The sequence below is a fragment of the Streptomyces sp. NPDC052109 genome (assembly GCF_040680195.1).
Taxonomy (GTDB): Bacteria; Actinomycetota; Actinomycetes; order Streptomycetales; family Streptomycetaceae; genus Streptomyces.
Map to the genome: position 1 here is coordinate 120,657 of NZ_JBFAWF010000017.1, position 22,406 is coordinate 143,062.

9 protein-coding genes are annotated in these 22,406 nt (G+C 71.7%); 6 read left to right on the top strand and 3 right to left on the bottom strand.

Going from position 1 to position 22,406, the window contains the following annotated elements; genetic code table 11:
• Nucleotides 1–545 precede the first annotated feature (545 nt).
• The 4 genes from AB0L59_RS29390 to AB0L59_RS29405 all read left to right on the top strand — a co-directional run bounded on the left by AB0L59_RS29390 (nt 546) and on the right by AB0L59_RS29405 (nt 10,124).
• Entirely contained in the window at nt 546–3,572 is a 3,027-nt protein-coding gene (locus tag AB0L59_RS29390; protein WP_365589472.1) for a glycoside hydrolase family 38 C-terminal domain-containing protein, read from the top strand.
• A gap of 150 nt (nt 3,573–3,722) precedes the next feature.
• Nucleotides 3,723–5,699, top strand: a complete 1,977-nt coding sequence (locus AB0L59_RS29395; RefSeq protein ID WP_365589474.1) for a DUF2264 domain-containing protein — start codon at nt 3,723–3,725, stop codon at nt 5,697–5,699.
• Nucleotides 5,692–8,838 (top strand): glycoside hydrolase family 38 C-terminal domain-containing protein, encoded by a 3,147-nt coding sequence (locus AB0L59_RS29400; RefSeq protein WP_365589475.1) that lies wholly within the window; start codon nt 5,692–5,694, stop codon nt 8,836–8,838. The genes AB0L59_RS29395 and AB0L59_RS29400 overlap by 8 nt, the downstream gene beginning before the upstream one ends.
• Nucleotides 8,839–8,897: 59 nt before the next feature.
• A complete protein-coding gene (locus AB0L59_RS29405; RefSeq protein WP_365589565.1) occupies nt 8,898–10,124 on the top strand; it encodes an ROK family transcriptional regulator in 1,227 nt (408 codons plus the stop codon).
• 592 nt (nt 10,125–10,716) lie between these two features.
• Here the strand turns inward: AB0L59_RS29405 and AB0L59_RS29410 are convergent.
• Nucleotides 10,717–11,982 (bottom strand): ROK family transcriptional regulator, encoded by a 1,266-nt coding sequence (locus AB0L59_RS29410; protein ID WP_365589477.1) that lies wholly within the window; start codon nt 11,980–11,982, stop codon nt 10,717–10,719.
• A gap of 270 nt (nt 11,983–12,252) precedes the next feature.
• Between AB0L59_RS29410 and AB0L59_RS29415 the strand changes: the two genes are divergently transcribed.
• Nucleotides 12,253–15,918 carry a glycoside hydrolase family 3 C-terminal domain-containing protein gene (locus AB0L59_RS29415; RefSeq protein WP_365589479.1) on the top strand — a complete coding sequence of 1,222 codons (3,666 nt, stop codon included), beginning with the start codon at nt 12,253–12,255 and terminating at the stop codon, nt 15,916–15,918.
• A gap of 36 nt (nt 15,919–15,954) precedes the next feature.
• On the opposite strand, the gene AB0L59_RS29420 is transcribed toward AB0L59_RS29415, so the two are convergent.
• Both AB0L59_RS29420 and AB0L59_RS29425 read right to left on the bottom strand, forming a co-directional pair.
• Entirely contained in the window at nt 15,955–18,129 is a 2,175-nt protein-coding gene (locus AB0L59_RS29420; RefSeq protein WP_365589481.1) for an ROK family protein, read from the bottom strand.
• A gap of 245 nt (nt 18,130–18,374) precedes the next feature.
• Nucleotides 18,375–20,663, bottom strand: a complete 2,289-nt coding sequence (locus tag AB0L59_RS29425) for a beta-galactosidase (protein ID WP_365589483.1) — start codon at nt 20,661–20,663, stop codon at nt 18,375–18,377.
• A 350-nt stretch (nt 20,664–21,013) separates the two neighbouring features.
• On the opposite strand from AB0L59_RS29425, the gene AB0L59_RS29430 reads away from it, so the two are divergent.
• Nucleotides 21,014–22,405 carry an extracellular solute-binding protein gene (locus AB0L59_RS29430; protein ID WP_365589485.1) on the top strand — a complete coding sequence of 464 codons (1,392 nt, stop codon included), beginning with the start codon at nt 21,014–21,016 and terminating at the stop codon, nt 22,403–22,405.
• Nucleotide 22,406: the final 1 nt, after the last annotated feature.

The following is a 22,406-nucleotide window of genomic DNA, read 5'->3' on the forward strand; positions in this document are numbered from 1 at the left end:
CGCCGCTTGGCAGGACGTGCAGTGCCCCGTCTCACGAAGTGGGCGGCGGACCCGGGTGCCTGGCGCCGGAAGCGGGCCGGCACGCGGGTGTGGCCGTCGCGCGCCGCAGTGGATGAGGGTGAGCCGTTCGCGGGCGGCGGCGAGTTCGTCCTGCTCGTGGGCGGAGGCACGGGGCATCTGTCCGCTGCGGATCACATGCCGTCGGCACCGGACGTAGACGGCCTGCTGGCTGATGCCGAGGAGCTTCGGCACCTCGGCGACCGTCCGGCCGGACACGTGCCGCGTTTCCGACGAACCTGTAAATCCATCGAGTTGGCTTGGCCAGTGCATGAGGCGGCTCCTCTGCGCGGCTGCGACGAGCTGGGACCTTGAAGAGCGCAGGAACCGGGTGCGGTTTGACCCCTGATGTGCACTTCGGGGGTGGCGTTCGGGGTGCACCGCCCCGCAGTTCATCAATCGCGTTGACAAACTTCGGTCTCCGTCCATAGGTTTCGTGTGCGCCGGCCCTCCCGATGACCAGCACCACAGCAACAGGAGACCGCCCTATGCACGACGACCGGAAGCTGGTCGAAGCGCGCCTGGAACGCGTCCTCAGGGAGCGCATCCGGCCGGCAGTCCACCCCGCCACCACGCCTCTCGCCGTGGAGATCTGGTCCACCCCGGGCGAACCCGTCCCCGTGGCGGAGGGCCTGGCGGCACCGACCCGTCCCATCACCCCGGGCACCCCGTGGGGCACGCCATGGGGGACCAGCTGGTTCAAGGTCACCGGCACCGTGCCCGCCGAGTGGGCGGGCCGCACCGTCGAGGCCGTACTGGACCTCGGCTTCACCCCGCGCACCCCGGGCTTCCAGTGCGAGGGCCTCGTCCACGAACCCGACGGCACCCCGGTCAAGGGACTGCACCCGCGCAATGCGTACGTCCGCGTCGGCTCACCGGTCGCCGGCGGCGAGCAGGTGCACTGGCGTATCGAGGCCGCCTCCAACCCCGACCTCGACGCGAGCGGCGTACCGTTCCAGCCGACCCCGATGGGCGACAAGGAGACCGCGGGCGACGCGCTCCAGTACGTGCTCGGCGAGATGCGGCTGGCCGTCTTCGACGAGACGGTCTGGAACCTGGTCATGGACCTGGAGGTCCTCGGCGAGCTCATGGCCGAGCTGCCCCTCGACGGAGCGCGCCGCTGGGAGATCCTGCGCGCGGTCGGCCGCGCACTCGACGCGATCGACCTGCACGACGTGAACGGCACGGCCCAGGCCGCCCGCGACGAGCTCGCCGGGGTGCTCGCCGCGCCCGCCGTCCCCGCGGCGCACCGCATCAGCGCCGTCGGCCACGCCCACATCGACTCCGCGTGGCTGTGGCCGCTGCGCGAGACGGTCCGCAAGGTCGCCCGTACGGCATCCAACATGACGGCGCTGCTCGAGGACGAGCCCGACTTCGTCTTCGCCATGTCCCAGGCCCAGCAGTTCGCCTGGCTCAAGGACCACCGGCCCGAGGTGTACGCCAGGGTCAAGAAGGCGGTGGCAGAGGGCCGCTTCGTGCCCGTCGGCGGCATGTGGGTCGAGTCGGACACCAACATGCCCGGGTCCGAGGCCATGGCCCGGCAGTTCGTTCACGGCAAGCGTTTCTTCCTCGAAGAGTTCGGCATCGAGAACGACGAGGCGTGGCTGCCGGACACCTTCGGCTTCGCGGCCGGGCTGCCGCAGATCATCAAGGCGGCCGGGTCGACGCGGCTGCTCACCCAGAAGATCTCGTGGAGCCGTACCAACACCTTCCCGCACCACACCTTCCAGTGGGAGGGCATCGACGGCACCCGGATCTTCACGCACTTCCCGCCCGTCGACACCTACAACTGCGAGATGTCGGGACGCCAGATCGCCCACGCGGCCCGCAACTTCAAGGAGAAGGGCTTCGCAACCCGCTCCCTCGCGCCCACCGGCTACGGCGACGGCGGCGGCGGCACCACGCGCGAAATGGTCGCCAAGGCGGCCCGAATGCGCAGTCTGGAAGGCGCGGCCGGCGTCGAGTGGGAGGCGCCCGCCGACTTCTTCGCCCAGGCCGAGGCCGAATACCCCGACGCGCCCGTCTGGGTGGGCGAGCTCTACCTGGAGCTGCACCGTGCCACGCTCACCAGCCAGGCGCAGACCAAGCACGGCAACCGGCGCAGCGAACATCTGCTGTACGAGGCCGAGCTCTGGGCGGCCACCGCGGCCGTACGGGCCGGGTTCCCCTATCCGTACGAGCAGCTCGACCGGATCTGGAAGACCGTGCTGCTGCACCAGTTCCACGACATCCTGCCCGGCTCCTCCATCGCCTGGGTGCACCGCGAGGCGCGCGAGACCTATGCGCGGCTGGCCGGGGAGCTGGCGGACATCATCGCCGGGGCGCAGCATGCGCTCGCCGGGGAGGGGACGCGGGAGCTGGTGTTCAACGCGGCTCCGCACGCCCGCCGCGGGGTCCCGGCCCAGGGCGCCTCGGCGGAGGCCGGCGAGGGCGGCGCGGTGACTCCCGTCCCGCGCGAAGGGGGCGGCTACGTCCTGGACAACGGCCTGCTGCGGGTCGAGATCGACGGACGTGGCCTCGTGGTCTCCGCGTACGACACGGTCGCGGACCGGGAGGCGATCGCGCCGGGGCAGGCGGCCAACCTGCTGCAGCTGCACCCCGACTTCCCCAACCAGTGGGATGCGTGGGACGTCGACGCGTTCTACCGGAACGTCGGCAGCGAGCTCACCGACGTCGCCGAGCTGGGCGTCGACGGCACCTCGGTGCGTGTCGAGCGGGTCTTCGGGGGCTCCCGGGTCACCCAACTGCTGTCGGTCCCGCTGGACGCCAAGCGGCTCGACATCGACACCGAGGTGGACTGGCACGAGACGGAGAAGTTCCTGAAGCTCGCCTTCCCGCTGGACGTGAAGGCCGACCGCTACGCCTCCGAGACCCAGTTCGGCCATGTCCACCGGCCCACCCACCAGAACACGAGCTGGGAATGGGCCAAGTTCGAGGCGTGCAACCACCGTTTCGTACACCTGGACGAGCCCGGCTGGGGCGTCGCGGTGGTCAACGATGCGACGTACGGCCACGATGTGACGCGGGCGGTACGCACCGGCGCCGATGCGGGCACGACCACCACCGTACGTGCGTCGCTGCTACGAGCCCCGCGCTATCCGGACCCGGAGACCGATCAGGGCGTGCACCGCTTCCACCACGCGCTGGTGCCGGGCGCGGCGGTCGGCGACGCGGTGCGCGAGGGCTACCGGGCCAATCTGCCCGAGCGCCGGGTCACCGGGGCGGCCGCCGGGGTCGCGCCGCTGGTGACGGTCGACAACGACGCCGTCGTCGTGAGCGCCGTGAAACTGGCCGACGACCGCAGCGGTGATCTCGTGGTCCGGCTCTACGAGGCGCACGGCGGCCGGGCCCGTGCCGTCGTGCGTGTCGGAGGCTTCGGAGCCGGCCAGGCCGTACTCACGGATCTGCTGGAGCGCCCGCTCGCGGACGCCGAGCCCCCCGCAGCGGCCGACGGCGCTGTCGTACTCGCCCTGCGGCCCTTCCAACTGGTCACCCTCCGCCTGCCGCGGGCCTGACGGCGCAGGCGGATCCAGCCCGGGGTGGCTGGCGCTGCCCCCCCATCTCCGGGCATGGGCGTTGGTCAATCGAATGAACTTACTTATTCGTGCCGGTGCCGGCGACCGGATCCGGTCCGCGTACGAAATGGCATGGGAGACCCGCAACTCATGAGCCGCACCCCCGCCGAGGACCGCGCCCACTGGGAGCGGACCGCCGACCGCATGCTGCTCGCCGTGCGACCGTACGCCACCGGCGCGCACTCCCTGATCAACCTGCCCGGTGTGCCCAGCCACAACGGTGCCCACAGCGACGGGCTCGAGGGCTTCGCCCGCACGTTCCTGCTCGCAGGCTTCCGCCTGGCCGGCGCGAGGGGCCAGGATCCCCATGATTTCGCCGGATGGTACGCGGCGGGCCTGGCCGCCGGCACCGACCCGAAGCACCCCGAGCGCTGGCCCGTCCTCGCCGAAAGCAACCAGGCCAAGGTCGAAGCCGCGTCCATCGCACTCGCGCTGCACGAGACCCGGCGCCTGCTGTGGGACCGCCTCGATGACAAGGTCAGGCAGCAGGTCCTCGACTGGCTGGCCCCGATGGTCGGCGACCCGATGCCGGGCAACAACTGGATCTGGTTCCAGGCCGTCACGGAGGCGTTCGCCCGCACCGTGGGCGGCGCCTGGCGGCAACAGGACCTCGACCGCACCATCGCGCTCACCGACGGCTGGTACGCGGGCGACGGCTGGTACTCCGACGGCCTCACCGGCGGTGAGCACCGCAACTTCGACCACTACAACGGCTGGGCCATGCACCTGTACCCGCTGTGGTTCTGCCGCATCCTGGGGGACGCCGCACCCGGCGGGCTCCTGGAGCGCTACCGCTCGCGGCTCACCCGCTTCCTCGCCGACCAACGGTTCCTGACCGGCGCCAACGGATCGCCGCTCGTCCACGGGCGCTCGCTCACCTACCGGCACGCCGCCCTCGCCCCGCTGTGGACCGGTGCCCTCTTCGACGCGACACCGCTGTCGCCCGGGGAGACCCGGGCGACAGCGAACCGGATGCTCGACCACTTCGCCGACCACGGCGCCACCGACGCCGAGGGCCTGCTCACACTCGGCTGGCACCGGCCCTTCCGCGGAGTGCTCCAGGGCTACTCGGGGCCCGCATCGCCGTACTGGGCGAGCAAGGGCTTCATCGGTCTCGCCCTGCCGGCCGACCACCCGGTGTGGACCGAGCCGGAGGTCCCCCTCGCTGTCGAACAGACCGACTTCCAGCGCGCGTTGGCCGCCCCCGGCTGGCTCGTCTCCGGTACGGCGGCCGACGGCGTCGTACGCGTCGTCAACCACGGCGGCGACCATGCCGACCCGGCCCGCCCACACGCCGACGACCCCTGCTACGCGCGCTTCGCCTACTCGACGCACACCGCCCCCGAGACGCCCGGGGACCCAACCGTCGCCGGCGGCAGCACGGACGCCGACCCGCTCGACAACGCGGTCGTGCTGCTCGACTCCGTGGGCCGCGCCTCCCACCGGCGCCCGGCCACCAGGATCTCCCTCGGCGACACCACGGCCGTCTCCCGCAGCCGCGCGCACTGGCCTGCGGACGCCACCTGGGACCCGTTCGGTGGCCCCGACACCCGCTATACGCTCGGCCCTTGGATCACCGTCGGCTCCGCTCTGCGGGGCTCGGTGGAGGTACGGGCCGTGCGCGTCGACCCCGCCCCCGGCGACGACGGGGCCGGTCACGTCCTGCGCGTCGGCGGCTGGGTCCTGCCCGTCGAGCCGGGGACGGCCGGCGCGGTGGACGGCCCGGCCGCCCGGGTCGAGGGCGCCCATGGTCTGGTCTCCGTTGCAGTCGGCGCGCACCGACTGCCGTACGCCGCCGTGGTGTCCGGCACCGACAGCAACGCCCTCGGCGCCGCCTCCGCCACCCCCGTCGTGGCCACCGACGGCCCCGTCGTGTACGGAACGGTCCATGTCGCTGTGATCCATCTCGGCGGCACCGACCCCGCCGCCCTGCCCCAGGTCACCACGAGCGCCCGGGGCAGCACGCTGCTTGCGGACGTGGTCTGGCCGGACGGCGTGCGCGACACCGTCCGGCTGCCCGCTCCCGATACCGCGTACGACCCGTGGAAGGACCAGCACCGTGCATGACGACCGCCGGATCATCGAGGCCCGGATCCGCAAGCTGCTGGACCGGGTCGTCCGCCCCGCGCTGTACAGCGCGGCCCGCCCCCTCGAACTGAGCGCCTGGCACGTCGACGGCGAACCGGTCCCGGTGGCCGACGCCCTGCGCGCCGACTACGAGCCCTTCACGCTCGGCGCGACCTGGGGAGCCCCCTGGTCCACGACCTGGCTGCGGGCGAGCGCCGAGATCCCCGGGGAATGGGCGGGCCGCCGCGTCGAGGCCGTCTTCGACCTGGGCTTCGACCTCACCCGAGGGCCGGGCGGTCAGGCCGAGGGGCTGGTGCACGACGCCCAGGGGGCGCCGCTGCAGGGCCTGCACCCGTACAACCGCAGCGTGCTGCTGGCCGATTCGGCCACCGGCGGCGACCGGATCGGCCTGCTGGTCGAGCTGGCCGCGAACCCGCCCATCGTCGGCAGCGCCGGGCTGCACCTGCACCACGGCTCGCTGGAGACCTCGGGTGGCGCGCGCATCTACCGGCTGAAGCAGGCCGAGATCGCGGTGCGCGAGGACGACGTATGGCATCTCGTCCACGACATCGAGGTGCTCGACGAGCTGATGCACGAGCTGCCGGAAGGCTCCTCCCGGCGTCATGAGATCCTCCACGCCCTGCGCCGCGCGGCCGACGCCGTCGACCCGAACGACGTGGCGGGGACGGCGGCCGAGGCCCGAAGCCGCCTTGCCGGGGTGCTGTCCCGGCCCGCGCACGCCTCCGCGCACACCATCACCGCGGTCGGCCACGCCCACATCGACTCGGCCTGGCTGTGGCCGGTCCGGGAGACCGTACGCAAGTGCGCGCGGACCTTCACCAACATGACGACGTTGGCGCAGGAGTACCCGGAGCTGGTCTTCGCCTGCTCCTCGGCGCAGCAGTACGCGTGGATGAAGGAGCAGCGCCCCGAGATCTTCGCCCGCATGAAGAAGGCCGCCGCTGAAGGCAATTGGGTGCCGGTCGGCGGTATGTGGGTCGAGGCCGACGGCAATCTCCCCGGTGGCGAGGCGCTGGCCCGGCAGCTCGTTTACGGGCGGCGCTTCTTCGCGGAGGAGTTCGGTGTCGAGCAGCACGGCGTGTGGCTGCCGGACTCGTTCGGCTACACCGCCGCCTATCCGCAGCTCGCCAAGCTCGCCGGTGCCCGGTGGTTCCTCACCCAGAAGCTCTCCTGGAACGAGACGAACAAGCTGCCGCACCACACCTTCGCCTGGGAAGGCATCGACGGCACCCGGATCTTCACCCACTTCCCGCCCGTCGACAGCTACTCCGCTTCTCTCACGGCACGGGAACTCGCCCACGCCGAACACAACTTCGCCGACAAGGGGGTGGCCACCCGCTCGCTGGCGCCCTTCGGCTACGGCGACGGTGGGGGCGGCCCCAGCCGCTCGATGCTGGAGAAGGCCCGCCGGCTGCGCGACCTCGAGGGCTCGCCGAAGGTCGTCATCGAGTCGCCCGACGCGTTCTTCGCGGCGGCACGCGCCGAACACGAGCAACTCCCCGTGTGGCGCGGAGAGTTGTACCTCGAGACCCACCGCGGCACCTACACCAGCCAGGCCCGCACCAAGCGCGGCAACCGGCGCAGCGAGGCGCTGCTGCGTGAGGCCGAGTTGTGGGCCGCCACGGCGGCGGTACGGACCGGCGCGGCGTACCCGTACGAGCGGCTGGAGTCCCTGTGGCGCCGGGTGCTGCTGAACCAGTTCCACGACATCCTCCCGGGCTCGTCCATCGCCTGGGTGCACGAGCAGGCCGAGCGGGAGTACGGGGAGATCCACGCCGAACTCGAAGCGCTGATCGCCGATGCCGCCGGCCGGCTGCCGGGCGCCCCCGCGCTGCTCAACGCCGGACCGTACGCGCGCCGGGAGGTCGCCGTCGTCTCCGGCTTCCCCGGCGGACAGCCCCTGTCGGACGGCCGTACCGCGGTCCTCGCCGAGGTCGGCCCCCTGGCCTCCGGCGGCACGGTGGACGAGCCGCGACAGGTTGTCACCGCCACGGCCGAGGAAGGCGGCTTCGTCCTCGACAACGGGACGCTCACCGTCGTTGTGGACCGGCGGGGTCTCATCACATCGGTGTACGACCATGCCGCGCGGCGCGAGGCGATCGCCCCCGGCACTGCGGGCAATCTGCTCCAGCTCCACCCCGACGACCCGAACCTGTGGTCGGCGTGGAACATCGACTCGTACTACCGCGACACCGTGCGCGACCTGGACGAGGCCGAGTCCGTGACGCTCCTGGACGCGGGGCCGCTCCTCGCGTCGGTGCGCGTCGAGCGCGCCCACGGGGCATCCCGGTTCGTCCAGCACATCGAGCTGACCGCCGAATCCCGCCGGCTGACCGTGCGCAACGACATCGACTGGCAGGAGCGCGACACCGTGCTCAAAGCCGCCTGGCCGCTCGACGTGCACGCGGAACAGGAGAGCGCCGAGATCCAGTTCGGCCATGTGCAGCGGCCCACGCACGAGAACACCAGCTGGGAGGCGGCCCGCTTCGAGCTGTGGGCGCACCGCTGGGTGCACGTGGGAGAGCGGCGCTGGGGCGCGGCCCTGCTCACCGACTCCACCTACGGGCACGACGTACGCCGAGACACGCGCGAGGCGAGCGAAGTGAGAGAGGGGTCCCCCCGGCCGGAGGCCGGCGGAGGCACCACCACGACGGTGCGGCTCTCCCTGCTGCGCGCGCCGCACAGCCCCGATCCGCAGGCCGACCGCGGCCGGCACAGCTTCAGTTACGCGCTGCTCGCGGGGGCCGGGATCGAGGAGGCCATCGCCGGGGGCTACGCGCTGAACCTGCCGCTGCGCCCCGCCCGGGCCCACGCCCCGGCCCTGGTCGCGCTCGACACCACCGATGTGGTGGTGGAGTCCGTCAAGCTGGCGGACGACCGCAGCGGCGATGTCGTGGTCCGGCTGTACGAAGCGTGCGGCGGAGCGGTCTCGGCGCGGCTGTCGGCGGGCTTTCCGCTCGCCGCCGCCTTCGACTGCGATCTGCTGGAGCAACCGGTGCAGGAACTGACCTCCGGCGACGGGGCTTTGGACCTGCGGCTGCGGCCCTTCCAGATCCGTACACTGCGACTGCGGTGTGTCGCAGCGGCCGACCGTCCGAGGCCGGGAGAAGCACGTTGACCACCGAGACGGAAAGACCAGGGACGTCCACCATCCGGCGCGGCACCAACCTGCCCCGCATGGCGGACTTCAACGAGTCCGTGATCCTGGACGCCATCCGCAGGCACCCGACAGGCCTGAGCCGGGTGGAACTCGCCCAGGCCACCGGCCTGTCCGCACAGACCGTCTCGAACATCACGCGCCGGTTGCTCGACCAGGGCGTCGCCCGTGAATCGGGCAAGCTGAACACCGGCAGCGGCAAACCCCGCACCCTCCTCGAAGTCGTTCCCACCTCCCGTTACGCCGTGGGGATCCATCTCGACCCAGCCGTGATCACTTGTGTGCTGGTGGACCTGCTCGGCTCGGTCGTGGCCCAGCGCAGCGCGCGGACCCCGAGCGGCGGCGACACCGACAGGACCGTCGCGGGCATGGCCGCCTCCGTGGCCGCGCTCGTGGCGGAGGCGGGGGTCGACCATGGGCGGATCCTTGGCCTGGGCATCGCCGCACCGGGGCCCATCGACGCGGCCGCGGGCTGGGTCGTGGACCCTCCGGAGCTGCACGGCTGGGGCCGCTACCCGCTGCGGGACCGGCTCAGCGAGGCGACCGGCTTCCCGGCGCTCCTCGACAAGGACGTCACGGCCGCCGTCGTCGCGGAGCGGTGGGCCGGAGCGGCGACCGACAGTCGCAACCTCCTCTTCTTCTACCTCGGCACCGGCTCCGGCATGGGCCTCGTGGTGGACGACACCGTGCTGCGCGGCGTGTCCGGGAACGCGGGCGAGGTCGGCGGGCTCGGCGCGGCCTGCTCGACCCGGACGCTCGTCGACGAGGCAGTCTCCCTGGGAGTGCTCGGCACCGAGTACACGGCGCTGGATCCGGCCGACGCCCAGCGCGGTCTGGAACGGTTGGCGGCGCTCGCCGCCGAGGGTGACGCGCAGGCGGACGGCATCATCGAGCGCCTGGCGATCCGTATCGGACGGGGAGTCAGCGCGGCGGCGACGCTCCTGGACGTCGGCACCGTCGTCTTCGGAGGGCCGACTTGGCAGGTGCTGGCCGAGCGTCTCCTGCGCACTGTCGAACCCATGGTCGCGCGGTCGATGTTCGTCAAGGCGACCCATCCCACGGTGGTCGTCTCCACCACACTGGGCGAGAACGTGGCCGCGGTGGGCGCCGCCTCCCTGGTCCTCGACCAGGCCCTTTCCGCGCAGCCGAGGACCTTGCTGCTGCAGTCGACCCGCCGGTCCGCGGCGCCGGGGTCCACCGGCGCCGCGGCGGCCTGCTCGCCCCCTTCCAGGAGTACGCCGCGGTAACGCCACGCCGCCGGGTCAGCTGATGAGCTCGCCGAAGGGCTTGCGCGGCTGCCGAGCGGGAGGGCCCTGTCCCGTCCCGCCGAGCGCCCGGGCCCGCAGGCGCAGCCCCTGCTGGTGGAGCTCAGCCGACGGGAGCCGCTTGCACTGCCGCGTCCGGGGGCTCGCCGGGCCGTCGGGTGCTCGCTGTGCCGGCGGCCTCGGGGCAACCTGCGGAGGCCGACGCGCAGATCGGCCGCGGCCCGGCGGATGTCCGCCTCCGTCGGCGGCTTTGCGCGACGGGTCCGGGCGTCGGCCAGTCGCTCGCTCGCCGACGCTGCGGGCTGCGCCGGCCTCGCCTGATGACGCCAGGCGCCGGGGCTGTTCGACGATGCGCTGGTCGGGCTCCCCGGCCGTCCTGCTCCTGCGAACGTCTCGGCGTGAGGGCGTGGTCCGGTCGCCCCTGCCGCGTATGCGGACGGCGGAGGCGCTCGTACGCGGTCACGGCCAGGGTGTGCCCTCCGGGCTCGGCGAGATCACCGTCGGCCTCAGGCAGCAGGGGGCGGGCGACCTCCGCGACTCGTGTGTCGCGCCGTCGTCCCCGGCAGCGCGCCTGTCAGCGCCTTCGCGTAGCGAGCAGAAGGTGGGGATCGCTGATCACGCGGTCGATGATGTGCGTGGCGGCGCCCCGGGCCGCGGCGGCGAAACCCAGGTCGGAGACGGCGAGTTCACCGGTTCCCGGGGTCGGGGACGCCAGGAGCCGGGCCTCGAGCGCGGTACGGGCAGGGGCCATGATCCAGCGGGCCACCGCGGTGAAATAGCCGCCCAGGACGATCACATCGGGGTCGAACAGCGCCGCGATGTTGGCGCAGCCGGTGCCGACGTGCTCCCCGAGCCGGGCCAGTGCGGTCAGCACCGTCTCGTCGCCCTGCTCGGCACGCCGCACCACGCGGGCGATGCGTTCCTCGGAGGACTCCCCCGCGCCGGGCGCGGCGGACGGCTCGGCGACCCCGGCGAGCAGCGCCTGCAGACCCACGAACGCCTCCCAGCAGCCGCGCCGCCCGCAGCCGCAGAGCGGGCCCGCCGGGTCCAGGAGCATATGGCCGACCTCGCCGCCGTAACCCCGGGCACCCAGCAGCGGACGGCCCTGCACGATCAGGCCGCCGCCGATGCCCACATCACCGGTGACGTACACCAGGTGCGCGGTGCCGGCGTGGCTGCCGACCCGGTACTCGGCCAGGGCTGCCCGGTTGGCCTCGTTGCCGACCGTCACCGAGCCGACCCGGTCGCCGAGCTCGGCGGTCAGCAGTTCGGCCACCGGCACGTCGTGCCAGCCGAGGTTGGGGGCGCGACCCACCACCCCGCGGCGCTCGTCCACCAGGCCGGGGATGGCCACGCCGAGGCCCGCGACGAACGGCCGGCGGCCGGCGGCCGGCCGCTCGGGAAGGGAGTCCAGCCAGGCGGAGCACGCCTCGGCGAGGGCGCGCAGGCTCGCCTCCGCGCCGGCCCGGTGGGCATCGAAGGGGCTGTGCCAGTGATGCACCTGACGGTTCGCCAGGTCGACCACCAACAGGGTCAGGTAGTCGACGTTGACCTCGGCGCCGATCGCCAGCACGTGCCGCCCGGCCAGCCGCAGTTCGGTGCCCGGCCTGCCCTGCCCGCCGCCGGTCGCGACCCCGGCCTCCTCCACCAGGCCCAGCTCGATCAGTGAGCCGACGAGACGGGAGACCGTGGCCCTGGTCAGCCCGGCCCGGGCGGCGATCCCCGCGCGCGAATCGGAGCCGACCGCCCACAGATGGCGCAGCACCACCTCCTGGTTGTTGCGTCTGATGTCGGTGTGCCCGGCGCGGGCCGGGACGCTGGCTGAACGCGCGGAGAGCAAGGGTGTCCTCCTGGTGCTCCGAGGGACGTGAGTGGCTCGGGTCATGCGAGCGGGCTTGACAGGGACACGAACAAGTCTATGTTTTGGTTCGAAGCAAAACATAGAACAGGTCGCCGTGCCTCTCCGCACAACTCGCTTGTTTCTCAAGGCAGTTCACTGCCGGTCCGACCACCCCGGCTTCCACTCCGCGCTGGGCGCGGCCCGCTCACCCGACGCCGCCGTTCCCCTGTCGGCGGCTTTGCCCTCCAGCATCCCACCCAAGGAGGCGACATGGGCTGGAGATCCGCCCGTCTCTGCTCCACCGCCGTCGCGGCCCTCTGCTCCCTCGGCCTGCTCAGCACAGCGCTCGCCGCCCATCCCGCCTTAGGGGCGCCGGCGAAGCCCAGGGCGAGCGGCACGGTGCCGATCTATCTCGACACCTCGTACTCCTTCCAGGAACGGGCGGCCGATCTGGTCTCCCGGATGGCGCTGGACGAGAAGGTCCAGCAGCTCCACACCAACAACGCCCCGGCGATACCCCGGCTCGGCTTGCAGCAGTACACGTACTGGAGCGAGGGCCAGCACGGCATCAACACCCTCGGCGCCGACACCCATTCGGGCTCCGCGAGCGGCGGAGTGCACGCCACCAGCTTCCCCACGAACTTCGCCGCCGCGATGACCTGGGACAAGCAGCTCATGTACCAGGAGACCCAGGCCATCTCGGACGAGGCGCGCGGCTTCCTGGACAAGTCGCTGTGGGGCACGGGCCAGAACAACCTCGGCAACTCGGCGGACAACTACGGCTCGCTGACGTACTGGGCGCCCAACGTGAACATGGACCGCGATCCCCGCTGGGGCCGCACCGACGAGGCCTTCGGCGAGGACCCGTATCTGGTCTCGCAGATGGCCGGCGCGTTCGTGAACGGCTACCAGGGCCAGAACCAGGACGGCGGCAAGCAGACGAAGTACCTCAAGGTGGCCGCCACCGCAAAGCACTACGCGCTCAACAACGTGGAGAAGGACCGCACCGGGATCAGCTCCCAGGTGGACGACACCGATCTCTACGACTACTACACCGCCCAGTTCAAGAGCCTCATCGAGAAGGCCCATGTCTCCGGCCTCATGACCTCCTACAACGCCGTCAACGGCACGCCGTCGGTGGCGGACACGTACACCACCAACCAGATCGCCCAGCGGACCTATGGCTTCCAGGGCTACATCACCTCGGACTGCGGGGCCGTCAGCACCACCTACCGCTCCTTCCCAGGGGGCCACAACTGGGCGCCGCCCGGCTGGACCACGGACGGCAAGGACACCGGTGCCACCTGGACCGACACCGGCAACGGCCAGAAGATCTCCGGAGCGGCCGGCGGCCAGGCGTACGCCCTGCGCGCCGGCACGGACGTCAACTGCACCGGCGCCGAGGCAACCCCGCAGAACGTGGAGCAGGCGATCCAGGCCGGCATCCTCAGCGAAGGTGTGGTCGACACCGCGCTGGTCCGCCTCTTCAGCGTGCGCATGGAGACCGGCGAGTTCGACCCGGCCGCCGGCAACCCGTACACGAAGATCACCAAGAGCGTCATCGAGTCCGCAGACCACCAGGCTCTGGCCACCAAGGTCGCGGACAACGCCGTCGTCCTGCTCAAGAACGACAGGCTGGCGGCAACGGGCAGGACGTTGCTGCCCGCTGACCCCGCCTCACTCAGCAAGGTGGTCATCCTCGGTGACCAGGCCGGGAAGACCACCCTGGGCGACTACTCCGGCGAGCCCACCCACCAGACGGACACCGCCGACGGCATCACCGCCGCGGTGAAGGCCGCCCACCCGGACGCCCAGGTGGTCTACGACGCGGCCGGGACGTCCACCACCGCCACCGGCCAGGCGCAGCTCAGCGCCCGGACCCAGGCGGACATCAAGGACGCGGACCTGGTCGTGGTCGCGGTGGGCACGGACACCAGCGTGGCCGCCGAGGCCAAGGACCGCACCACCCTCGCCCTGCCCGGCAACTACGCCGACCTGGTGGAGCAGGTCACCGCACTGGGCAACCCTCGTACCGTACTGGACATCCAGTCGGCCGGCCCCGTGGACATCGAGGCGTTGAAGGACAAGGTCCCGGCGATCGTCTTCGCCGGCTACAACGGGCAGTCCCAGGGCACCGCGCTCGCCGACGTGCTGTTCGGGAAGCAGAACCCGACCGGGCATCTGGACTTCACCTGGTACAAGGACGACTCCCAGTTGCCCGCGATGCCGGACTACGGCCTGACAGCGGGCGCCACCGGCGGACTGGGCCGTACCTACCAGTACTTCACGGGAACACCCAGCTACCCCTTCGGTTACGGGCTGAGCTACACCTCCTTCCGCTACTCGGGCATCCGGGCCGACAAGACGTCCGTGAGCGCCGACGGCAGCGTGCACGTCTCCTTCGACGTCACCGACACCGGCAGCGCCGCGGGGGCGACCGTCGCCCAGCTCTATGCGGCGACTCCCTTCACGGTGCAGGGGGTCGAACTCCCCAAGGAGCGCCTGGAGGGCTTCCAGAAGACGCAGGTCCTGCAGCCCGGCCAGACGCAGCACATCACCCTGAAGGTGGACGTCCCCGACCTGGCCTTCCGGGACAGCAAGGCCGCCAAGTCCGTGGTCCACGCCGGTACCTACCGCTTCCAGGTGGGCCCTGACTCGGCGACCGTCGCCGGGTCGGCGAATGTGCGGGTGCACGGCAGCCTCACCCCGCATGTGCAGTACGTGACCGTGCAGCCCGAGGCGGTGGTCTACAAGGCCGGCGACACCATCGCCCTGACCGGCACCAACCGGTGGATCAAGGACGACACCGACCCCGCACAGCAGCCCGGCCGCACCATGTCGGTCAAGGCCGACCATGTGGTGGAGGCGGTCAACACCGACGGTTCGTTCGCGGACCTGACCAAGACCCCGGTCCGGTACTCGAGCAGCGACACCTCGGTCGCGACCGTCTCGTCCAAGGGCGTCGTCACCGCGGTCGGCAACGGCGTGGCGACGATCAACGCCACGGTCGGCGGCGTGAGCGGCGGCGCGGTGATCCGAGTCGGCCACCCGCTCGGTGTCACCGGCGGCGGGGTGCTCTCCTCCGGTACGGCGGCCACCTTGACCACCACGTACACCAACACCGGCCCCAGCGCGCTCAGCAACGTCCAGGTCACCCTGACCGCGCCTGCCGGCTGGAGTGCGACCGCCGTCACCCCGGCCGCCTTCGGCTCCCTGGCGCCGGGCGCCAAGGCCGTCACCACCTGGAAGCTGGCGCCCGACGCAGGCACACCGGCGCCGGGCAACTACGCCGTCTCCGCCTCCGCGACCTACCAGGGCGCCCGCAGCGACGACCAGGCGGCGACCAGGGTGCTGGTGCCGTACGCCGGCTTCGCCGCGGCCCGCAACAACATCGCGATCGCCGACGACAGCGACCCGGGCGGGGCCGACATCGACGGCGAGCACATCGGCCTGTCCCAGCAGGCGCTCGCCGCGGCCGGCGTCGCCTCCGGGAGCAAGGTGACCCGTGCCGGGCTGACCTACGACTGGCCCACCACCGGCACCGGCGCGTACGACAACATCGCCGCTCTCGGCCAGACGATCCCGCTCACCGGAGTCCCCGCCGGGGCCACGAAGCTGGGTCTGCTCGGCACCAGTGCGTACGGCGACGGCTCCGGCTCCGGGCTGATCACCTACACCGACGGCAGCACCCAGGCGTTCTCGCTGGACTTCCCCGACTGGTGGGCCAACACCGCCCCGCCCGGCGGCGACATCCTCGCCTCCACCCCGTACCTCGACACGGCGGACGGCAAGAAGAACCAGAAGGTGAGTGTCTACGCGCAGACGGTGGACCTGGACCCCGGGAAGACCCCGGCCTATCTCACCCTGCCGGACATGGGCGCGCCGGTTGCCGTGAACCAGGTGTCCATGCACGTGTTCGCGGTGGCCGTGGGCTGAGCCGCCCACGCGGGCCCGCGCCGGCACCCCTCAGGTTCACGGGTGCCGGCGCAGCCGCGGGGTGAACGCGGCGTGGAAGAGAGTCGAGGCGGCACCGACGGCGGCCGCCTCATGGATGCTCACGGAGCGTTCGACGTGGACCCTTCGCAGCCGACGGGCGGTCGGGAAGTCGTTGACGGCCCGTTCGATCTCGGTGAGATAGATCTCGGCCGCCGGGCCGGTGCAGAACGGTCCGCCGACCACGACGAGGCCGACGTCGAGCAGATCGATCAGGGCCAGCGCGCCCCTGCCGATCGCCTGGGCGGCCTCGCGGACCGTCGGGGGGTCCTTCGGCACCTGGCCGGCGGCGCCCGCGCGATGGCCGTCGGCGCGGGTGAGTATGTGCCGTGCCGGATTGCACTCAGGCAGCACCTCGGGCCGGCCCGCGGGCTCGACACGGCCCAGCGTGACCGCGCACAGCTGTCCGAACTCCCCCGCGTTGGCGGTGAGTCCGCGGTAGATGTCGCCGTTGAGGATCAGACCCGCGCCCACGCCCGTACCGAGATAGAGGTAGACGAAGTCGTGGGCGCGGCTCTCGCGTCCGATCCAGCGCTCGCCGACAGCGGCGGCGGTGGAGTCCTTCTCCACCAGGATCGGGCAGGAGAAGCGCTGTTCGAGGAGGCTGCGCAGCGGAACGTCCTTGAGGACGCCCATCAGCGGCGGGTCCAGGACCGTTCCCGAGACGGTGTCCACCGGGCCGGGCACCACCACTCCGAGGCCGAAGAAGCTGTTCTCGCGAACTGCCCGCCCGGTCTTGGCGAGCACGGCCTCACCGAGGGCGGCGATCTGCGCGACGACCGCGCCGGGGCGCGGCTCGGGCGTGATCTTCTCGACACAGCGGGCCACGATGCGGCCGGAGAGGTCGACAAGGACCGCGGTGAGCACCTCCGGGTCGATATGGATGCCGAGGGCGTGCGCAGCGTCGTCGCGCAGCCGGACCAGGCCGCGCGGCTTGCCGACGGTCGAGTGCTGCCGACGCTCCTCGACCAGCAGGCCGCGGTCCAGCAGCGAGCGGGCGATCCGGGAGACGGACTGCTGGGTCAGCCGGGTGCGGTCGGCTATCTCGCCACGGGTGATCGACCCGGCCAGCCGCACCGTCTCGATCACCACGCACTCGTTGAACGAGCCGAGGTCGATGTGGTTGGCACCGCCGCTGCCGGCCGGTTCGGTCGCGCGCAGCGGCCCGGCGGCGCCGGGCGGGCTCTCTCCGGGCGCGGCCGGCAGCGGCTCGCGGATCCAGCGCACCGGTGCGGGGCCGTCCAAGTCCGCCGCCAGGTCAAGCAGTACGCGGGCGGAGGAGGACGGGTGCCGGGAGGCGTCGAGGGCGAGTACCGCTCGCAGGAAGGACACCGTACCCGTACGTTCGGGTGGTTGATGGAGCGTCACCCGGGCCCGCTCGCAGAGCTCGTCCAGTCCGGGTGCGGCCGGGCCGCGCAGGACGACCATGTGGAGGACGGCACGTGGGTGGAAGCGGCGGGCGGTGGCGAGGAAGACGCTCACCGCGTGCTCGGGCTCGGCGCCCGGTCGGCCTGTCCGGCGAGGGGGCGTGCGGACGGCCTCGGCCGGGGCCGCGTGATCGCTCGAACCCAGCGCGCGGGCGAACGCCGCGGCCACGGCCGCCAGCGCGTCGGCGGGCGGCTTGACCGTGGGGCCGGCCGACTGGCCGGGCACGGGCGGCCGGAGGGCGAGCAGCACCAGGGTCCGGTGGGCATCGTGGTGGACGCCGGCCACCCACACCTCGCCCTCGGCGAGGGCGGGGATCAGCGGGGGCATCGGGCCCCGGTCCTCCTGGCCCAGGTTCCAGCGGCGGCGTGCGGCGGCGACCGCGGTGTGCGAGCAGCCGAGCCGGCGTCCCACGCTGCGGGAGGAGCGCTGGTCCGGCGGGGCCAGGAGGGTCTCGGTGACCACGTCGCCCTCGTCGACGACCCCGGGGCGGCCGGACTGCGGGCGGCCCGCCAGCCCGGCCGGCCCCTCCGCGGCGTAGCGCTGCCGCCAGGTGGCCACGGTCTGCCGGGAGACACCGAGCCGGCGGGCGATCTCGGAGTTGTGCCGGCCGAGGGCGGCCTGCAGGACGATCGAGGCGCGCAGGGCACGTGGCTCGGGGCCGGCCGCCAACCGGCGGAGGACGTCGAGCTCGCCTTCCGCCGGTGGCCTGGATGGCGCGTCAGGCACCGGCGCCGCCTCGGGTGCGGCGGGGCATGACGAGCGGAGACGAGGCGCGGAGCCTCCCGGGGGCCGGCAGCGGGGTGAGTCGCACCGTGATGGTCCCCCCTCCCTCCGGACTGCTCCGGCGGCAGGCATCGTATCCATTGGTGGCGTCGTTGGTCAGCGCCCGAACTGCGGGGACCTCCCGAGCGGGCTTGCGGCCGTCGTGCACAGTGGTTCTCCTTCGGGGAGGGAGGCCGGGGTGCCGGCCCTCAGTTCCCGGCAGTGGTGAGCGAGATGCTGTGGATGTACAGCGGCTTGCCCGGGTCGGTGGCCGCGAGCCGGAGGTCGGCCCGCAGGTTCTGGGCCTCGTCGAACTGTGCGCCGGTGAGCGTGAGCGTGGCGGTCTGCCAGCTGCCGCCTCCGCTGCCGGTGACGGTCGGCCCGTTGTGGTAGGCGTCGTTCGGGGTGTCGTACTGGACGGTGAAGCCCTGCCCTGCCTCGGACCAGTAGCTGACCCGGACGGTGACGGTGGCCGCGCGGGTCACGGCACTGCCCGGGTCCAGCTGGACGTAGGCGTTCGCGCTTCCGACGCCGGTCCGGTCGGTCGTCCAGGTCTCGTAGGCGGTCTGGCCGCCGTGGGTAACGGTGTCGAGGTTGCCGTCCGCGCCCAGGCCGGTGGCGCCGACGTTCTGGAAGACGACGCCCGACGACCCGTCGTTGCTGCCCGCGGTGGCGCCCACGGTCGTGGCGCCGCCGGAGGCGGTGGAGCAGGAGTCGGGTACGGGGGTGCCGGCCGGCGCCGGGCCGGGGACCAGCTTCCACTCGGTGAGCTCGGCCGTGCCCAGGCCGAGCGGGACGCATGCGCCGCCATCGCTCTGCGCGACCTGCGGCAGCGCCTTGCCGGTCGCCGCGTCCACCGCGTGGTAGCGACCGGCCCTCAGATCGAGGCCGGCGGGGTGGAGGACGACGGCGCCGTCGTACGAGAAGTAAGGGCTGATCTCGGCCAGCACCAGCTGGGCGCTGCGGCGGTCGGCAGCGGTGGTGGGCACCACCTGCAGGGCGTGCGCGCTGCTGAGCTCGGCGTACGCGGGGGCGTAGCGGGTGAGTTGGTCGCCGTCGCTCAGCACTGTGCCGCCGGCCCTCCGGTAGGCCGTCACATTGGCGTCGTCGCCGTTCAGCGGCAGCACCGCGCGGAACTTGGACAGGTCCGCCGCATGGTTTTTCACCTCGTCGCTGGTGACCACGGTGAACCCGCTCTGGTGGCGCGACCACAGCGCGGTGAGCTGGTTCTCGATGGCGTTCAGGCTGCCGCCGGCGGGGTTGCCCCAGGCCTTGGAGTAGTCGAAGTAGACCGCGACCGGCGCTTGTGGGTAGGAGCCGGACAGGCTCTGCAGCGTCGGCAGCGCGTCGGTGTAGATCGGGTAGGCGATGACGTCCTTCGAGGTGCCGTCGTGGATGAAGAAGTCCTCGCCGCCGCCGTAGGGGAAGCCCATGCCGTAGTTGGAGATCCACTGGACGGCCTGGGCCGGCATCTCGGCCTCGGTGGGCGCGGTCCACTCCTGTGCGAGCTTGACGTGGTAGCCGCGGGCCAGGCTGCCGAAGGTGAGGGTGAGGCCGGGCGACTGGGCGGCGTCCTCGATGACCGTGAGGTCGTACTTACGGGCCAGGCTGAAGAAGATGTCGGGCAGGTTGCCGATGTCGGGGGCGTTCGAGATGTGCCCGCCGAAGTAGTAGTAGAGCGGGCCGCGGGAGACCTTGCGGACGGCGGCGGTCAGCCGGTCGTAGGTGTCCTGGACGCTCCACTGCCGGAAGTTCTGGTAGACGCCGGCCAGCGGCTCGCCCGGGGTGGCCGCGGGCACCTCGTCGAAGGAACCGTAGGCGGTGCGGTTGGCCGCGTTGAAGCGGGCGATGGTGCCGTACGAGTGCGGCAGCCAGTGGTCGTGGAAGTACGCGATGTCGGCCGGCGCCCAGCCGCCGTTGCCGTTGTTGCTCCACTGGGCGTCCAGGCGGCCGTAGTCGAGGATCGAGCCGCCGTAGCCGGGGTTGCCGGTGATGTGCTCGACGGTGGTGGTGACGTAGTCGAAGTAGGCCTGCTGCTCGTCGGTGTCCCACCAGGCGGGGGCGATGCCGGTGCCGCCGCTGCTGGTGATCTCCTTGCTGGTGATCCAGGGCGCGGGGCTGCCGCGCCAGCCGGCCTGCCAGAAGATCGGCACGATGCGGATGCCGGCGGCCTTGGCGTTCGCGAGCTCGGTGTCGAGCTCGGTGAAGTCGAAAGTGCCCTTGTCGGGCTCGATCTGACCCCACGGCATGTTGATCTCGACGCTGTTCATCCCCTTGGCCTTGATGGCCTCGAACTGGGCCGTGGACCAAGGGGTGCCTTGGTCGTCGAACTGCAACTGGGTCGCCCACAGGGTGGACGGACCGCTCTGCGCCGAGGTGGCGGCGGTCGGCGTCGCGGCGCCGGCCGGAGCGACCATGCCCGCGGTGGCGGCGACCGCCGCCGCGGCGGCGAGCAGTGGAACCGTTCTGCGTCTCGAGGACTTCGATGTGCGCAGCATCGGCTGAGCCCTTCCGGGTGAGTTGAGTGGGGATCCGGACCGGCGGTGCTTCTCCAGGGCCTCCCGTCGGCGCGGCAGGATTATGGAAAACCATGTGTGTTACCAAGGCAACAGCTCAGCCGGGGAACATGCCCAAGATTTCAATACAGCGGCATTCACCTGCAGAGATGCCACCACCGTTGTGCGGATACCGATGTTTCCACCAGCCTTTTGTAAGAGAAGTCCCTTGACATCCGTCAGGATTCTCCCTGCGCATCGCCTTGACGCACCGCCCACGCAGCCACATGCTTCGGAGCAATCTCCGGGGCTCCCGTCGGCCATTTCCCGTACCTCCCCCACCGAGGAGCGACATGGTCGTCAGAAGCCGTTACCTCACCGACGCTTGGTCCCGCCGGCTCACCGGTACGAGCCGCGTCCTGGCCGCTGCAGCCGCCTGCGCACTGGCCGCGACCGGGCTGTCCGCGTGCAGCGGCGACAGCGGAGGCTCGTCCGAGAACACCCTCGTCGTCGCCGAGTGGACCAACGCCGCGGCGGTGGCGCAGACCGAGAAGATCAACGCCGCCTTCGAGAAGGCGCACCCGGGTGTCACGGTCAAGCTGCAGACCGCGCCGACCGCCGCCAACGCCTGGCCGACGCTGCAGAACTCGCTGCTGGCCTCGAAGAACGTGGACGTGCTGGCGCAGTTCCCGCCCACCCCGGCGGCGTTTCCGCCGGAGGATACGAAGATCAAGGTCAACGGAACCGCCGCGCTGGTCGCCAACAACCAGTTCATGGACCTGAGCAAGCAGCCGTTCATGAAGCGCTTCGACCTCACCGCGCAGAAGTACGCGATGGGGTACAAAGACGGCGTCTACGGTGTGATGACCGCCGAATACGTCAACAACACCGGCCTCTGGTACAAGAAGGACCTGCTCGACAAGTACGGCCTCAAGGTGCCGACCACGTACGACGAATTCGTCTCCGACCTCAAGCTGCTGAAGTCCAAGGGCCTGAGCCCCGTCTACGTGGCCGGCAAGGACGGCTACCAGAACATCGTCTGGGCCGGGATCATCAACCAGCTGCTGATGCAGGACAAGCCGGCCACCGACGCACAGTCGGTCTACCGGCAGCGCGCCGAGGACTTCTGGGACGGCAAGGCGAACTGGGACGACCCGATCTACCAGGACGCAGCCAAGCGCTACGAAGAGGTCATGTCGTACATCGAGCCCAACGCCGCGGGCGTGCCCGCGCAGACCGCGCCGGGGGTGTGGGCGTCCAACACCGACGACTACCCCTTCTTCGTGGACGGCTCGTACGACGGCAACACCATCGCGCAGGCCAACCCGAACCTGAAGTTCGGCTTCTTCGCCGTCCCCGGCACCGACAACGCCGCCTGGAACCGGCCGGCGCTCGCCCCCGACCTGTCGTGGTCCGTCCCGGTCTGGGCGAAGCACAAGAAGCTGGCCCTGGAGTACCTGGACTTCTTCACCCAGAAGTCCACCTACGCGGACTGGGTGAAGGCCACCGGCTCGATATCCACCGAGCCCGACGTGCCCACCCCGTCGCTGTCCTGGACCGACTGGCTGACCGCCAACGCCTCGAAGGGCTACCCGAACTCCACCCAGCCGTGGATTCCGACCAGCGGCTCCTCGACCCACGCGGGCGGGCCGACGCTGACCGAGGTCAAGCCGTTCGGATCCAAGTCGATGACCACGGCGCTTTCCGAAGCGGCCAAGGCGTACACCGCGAGCGTCAAGCACTAGG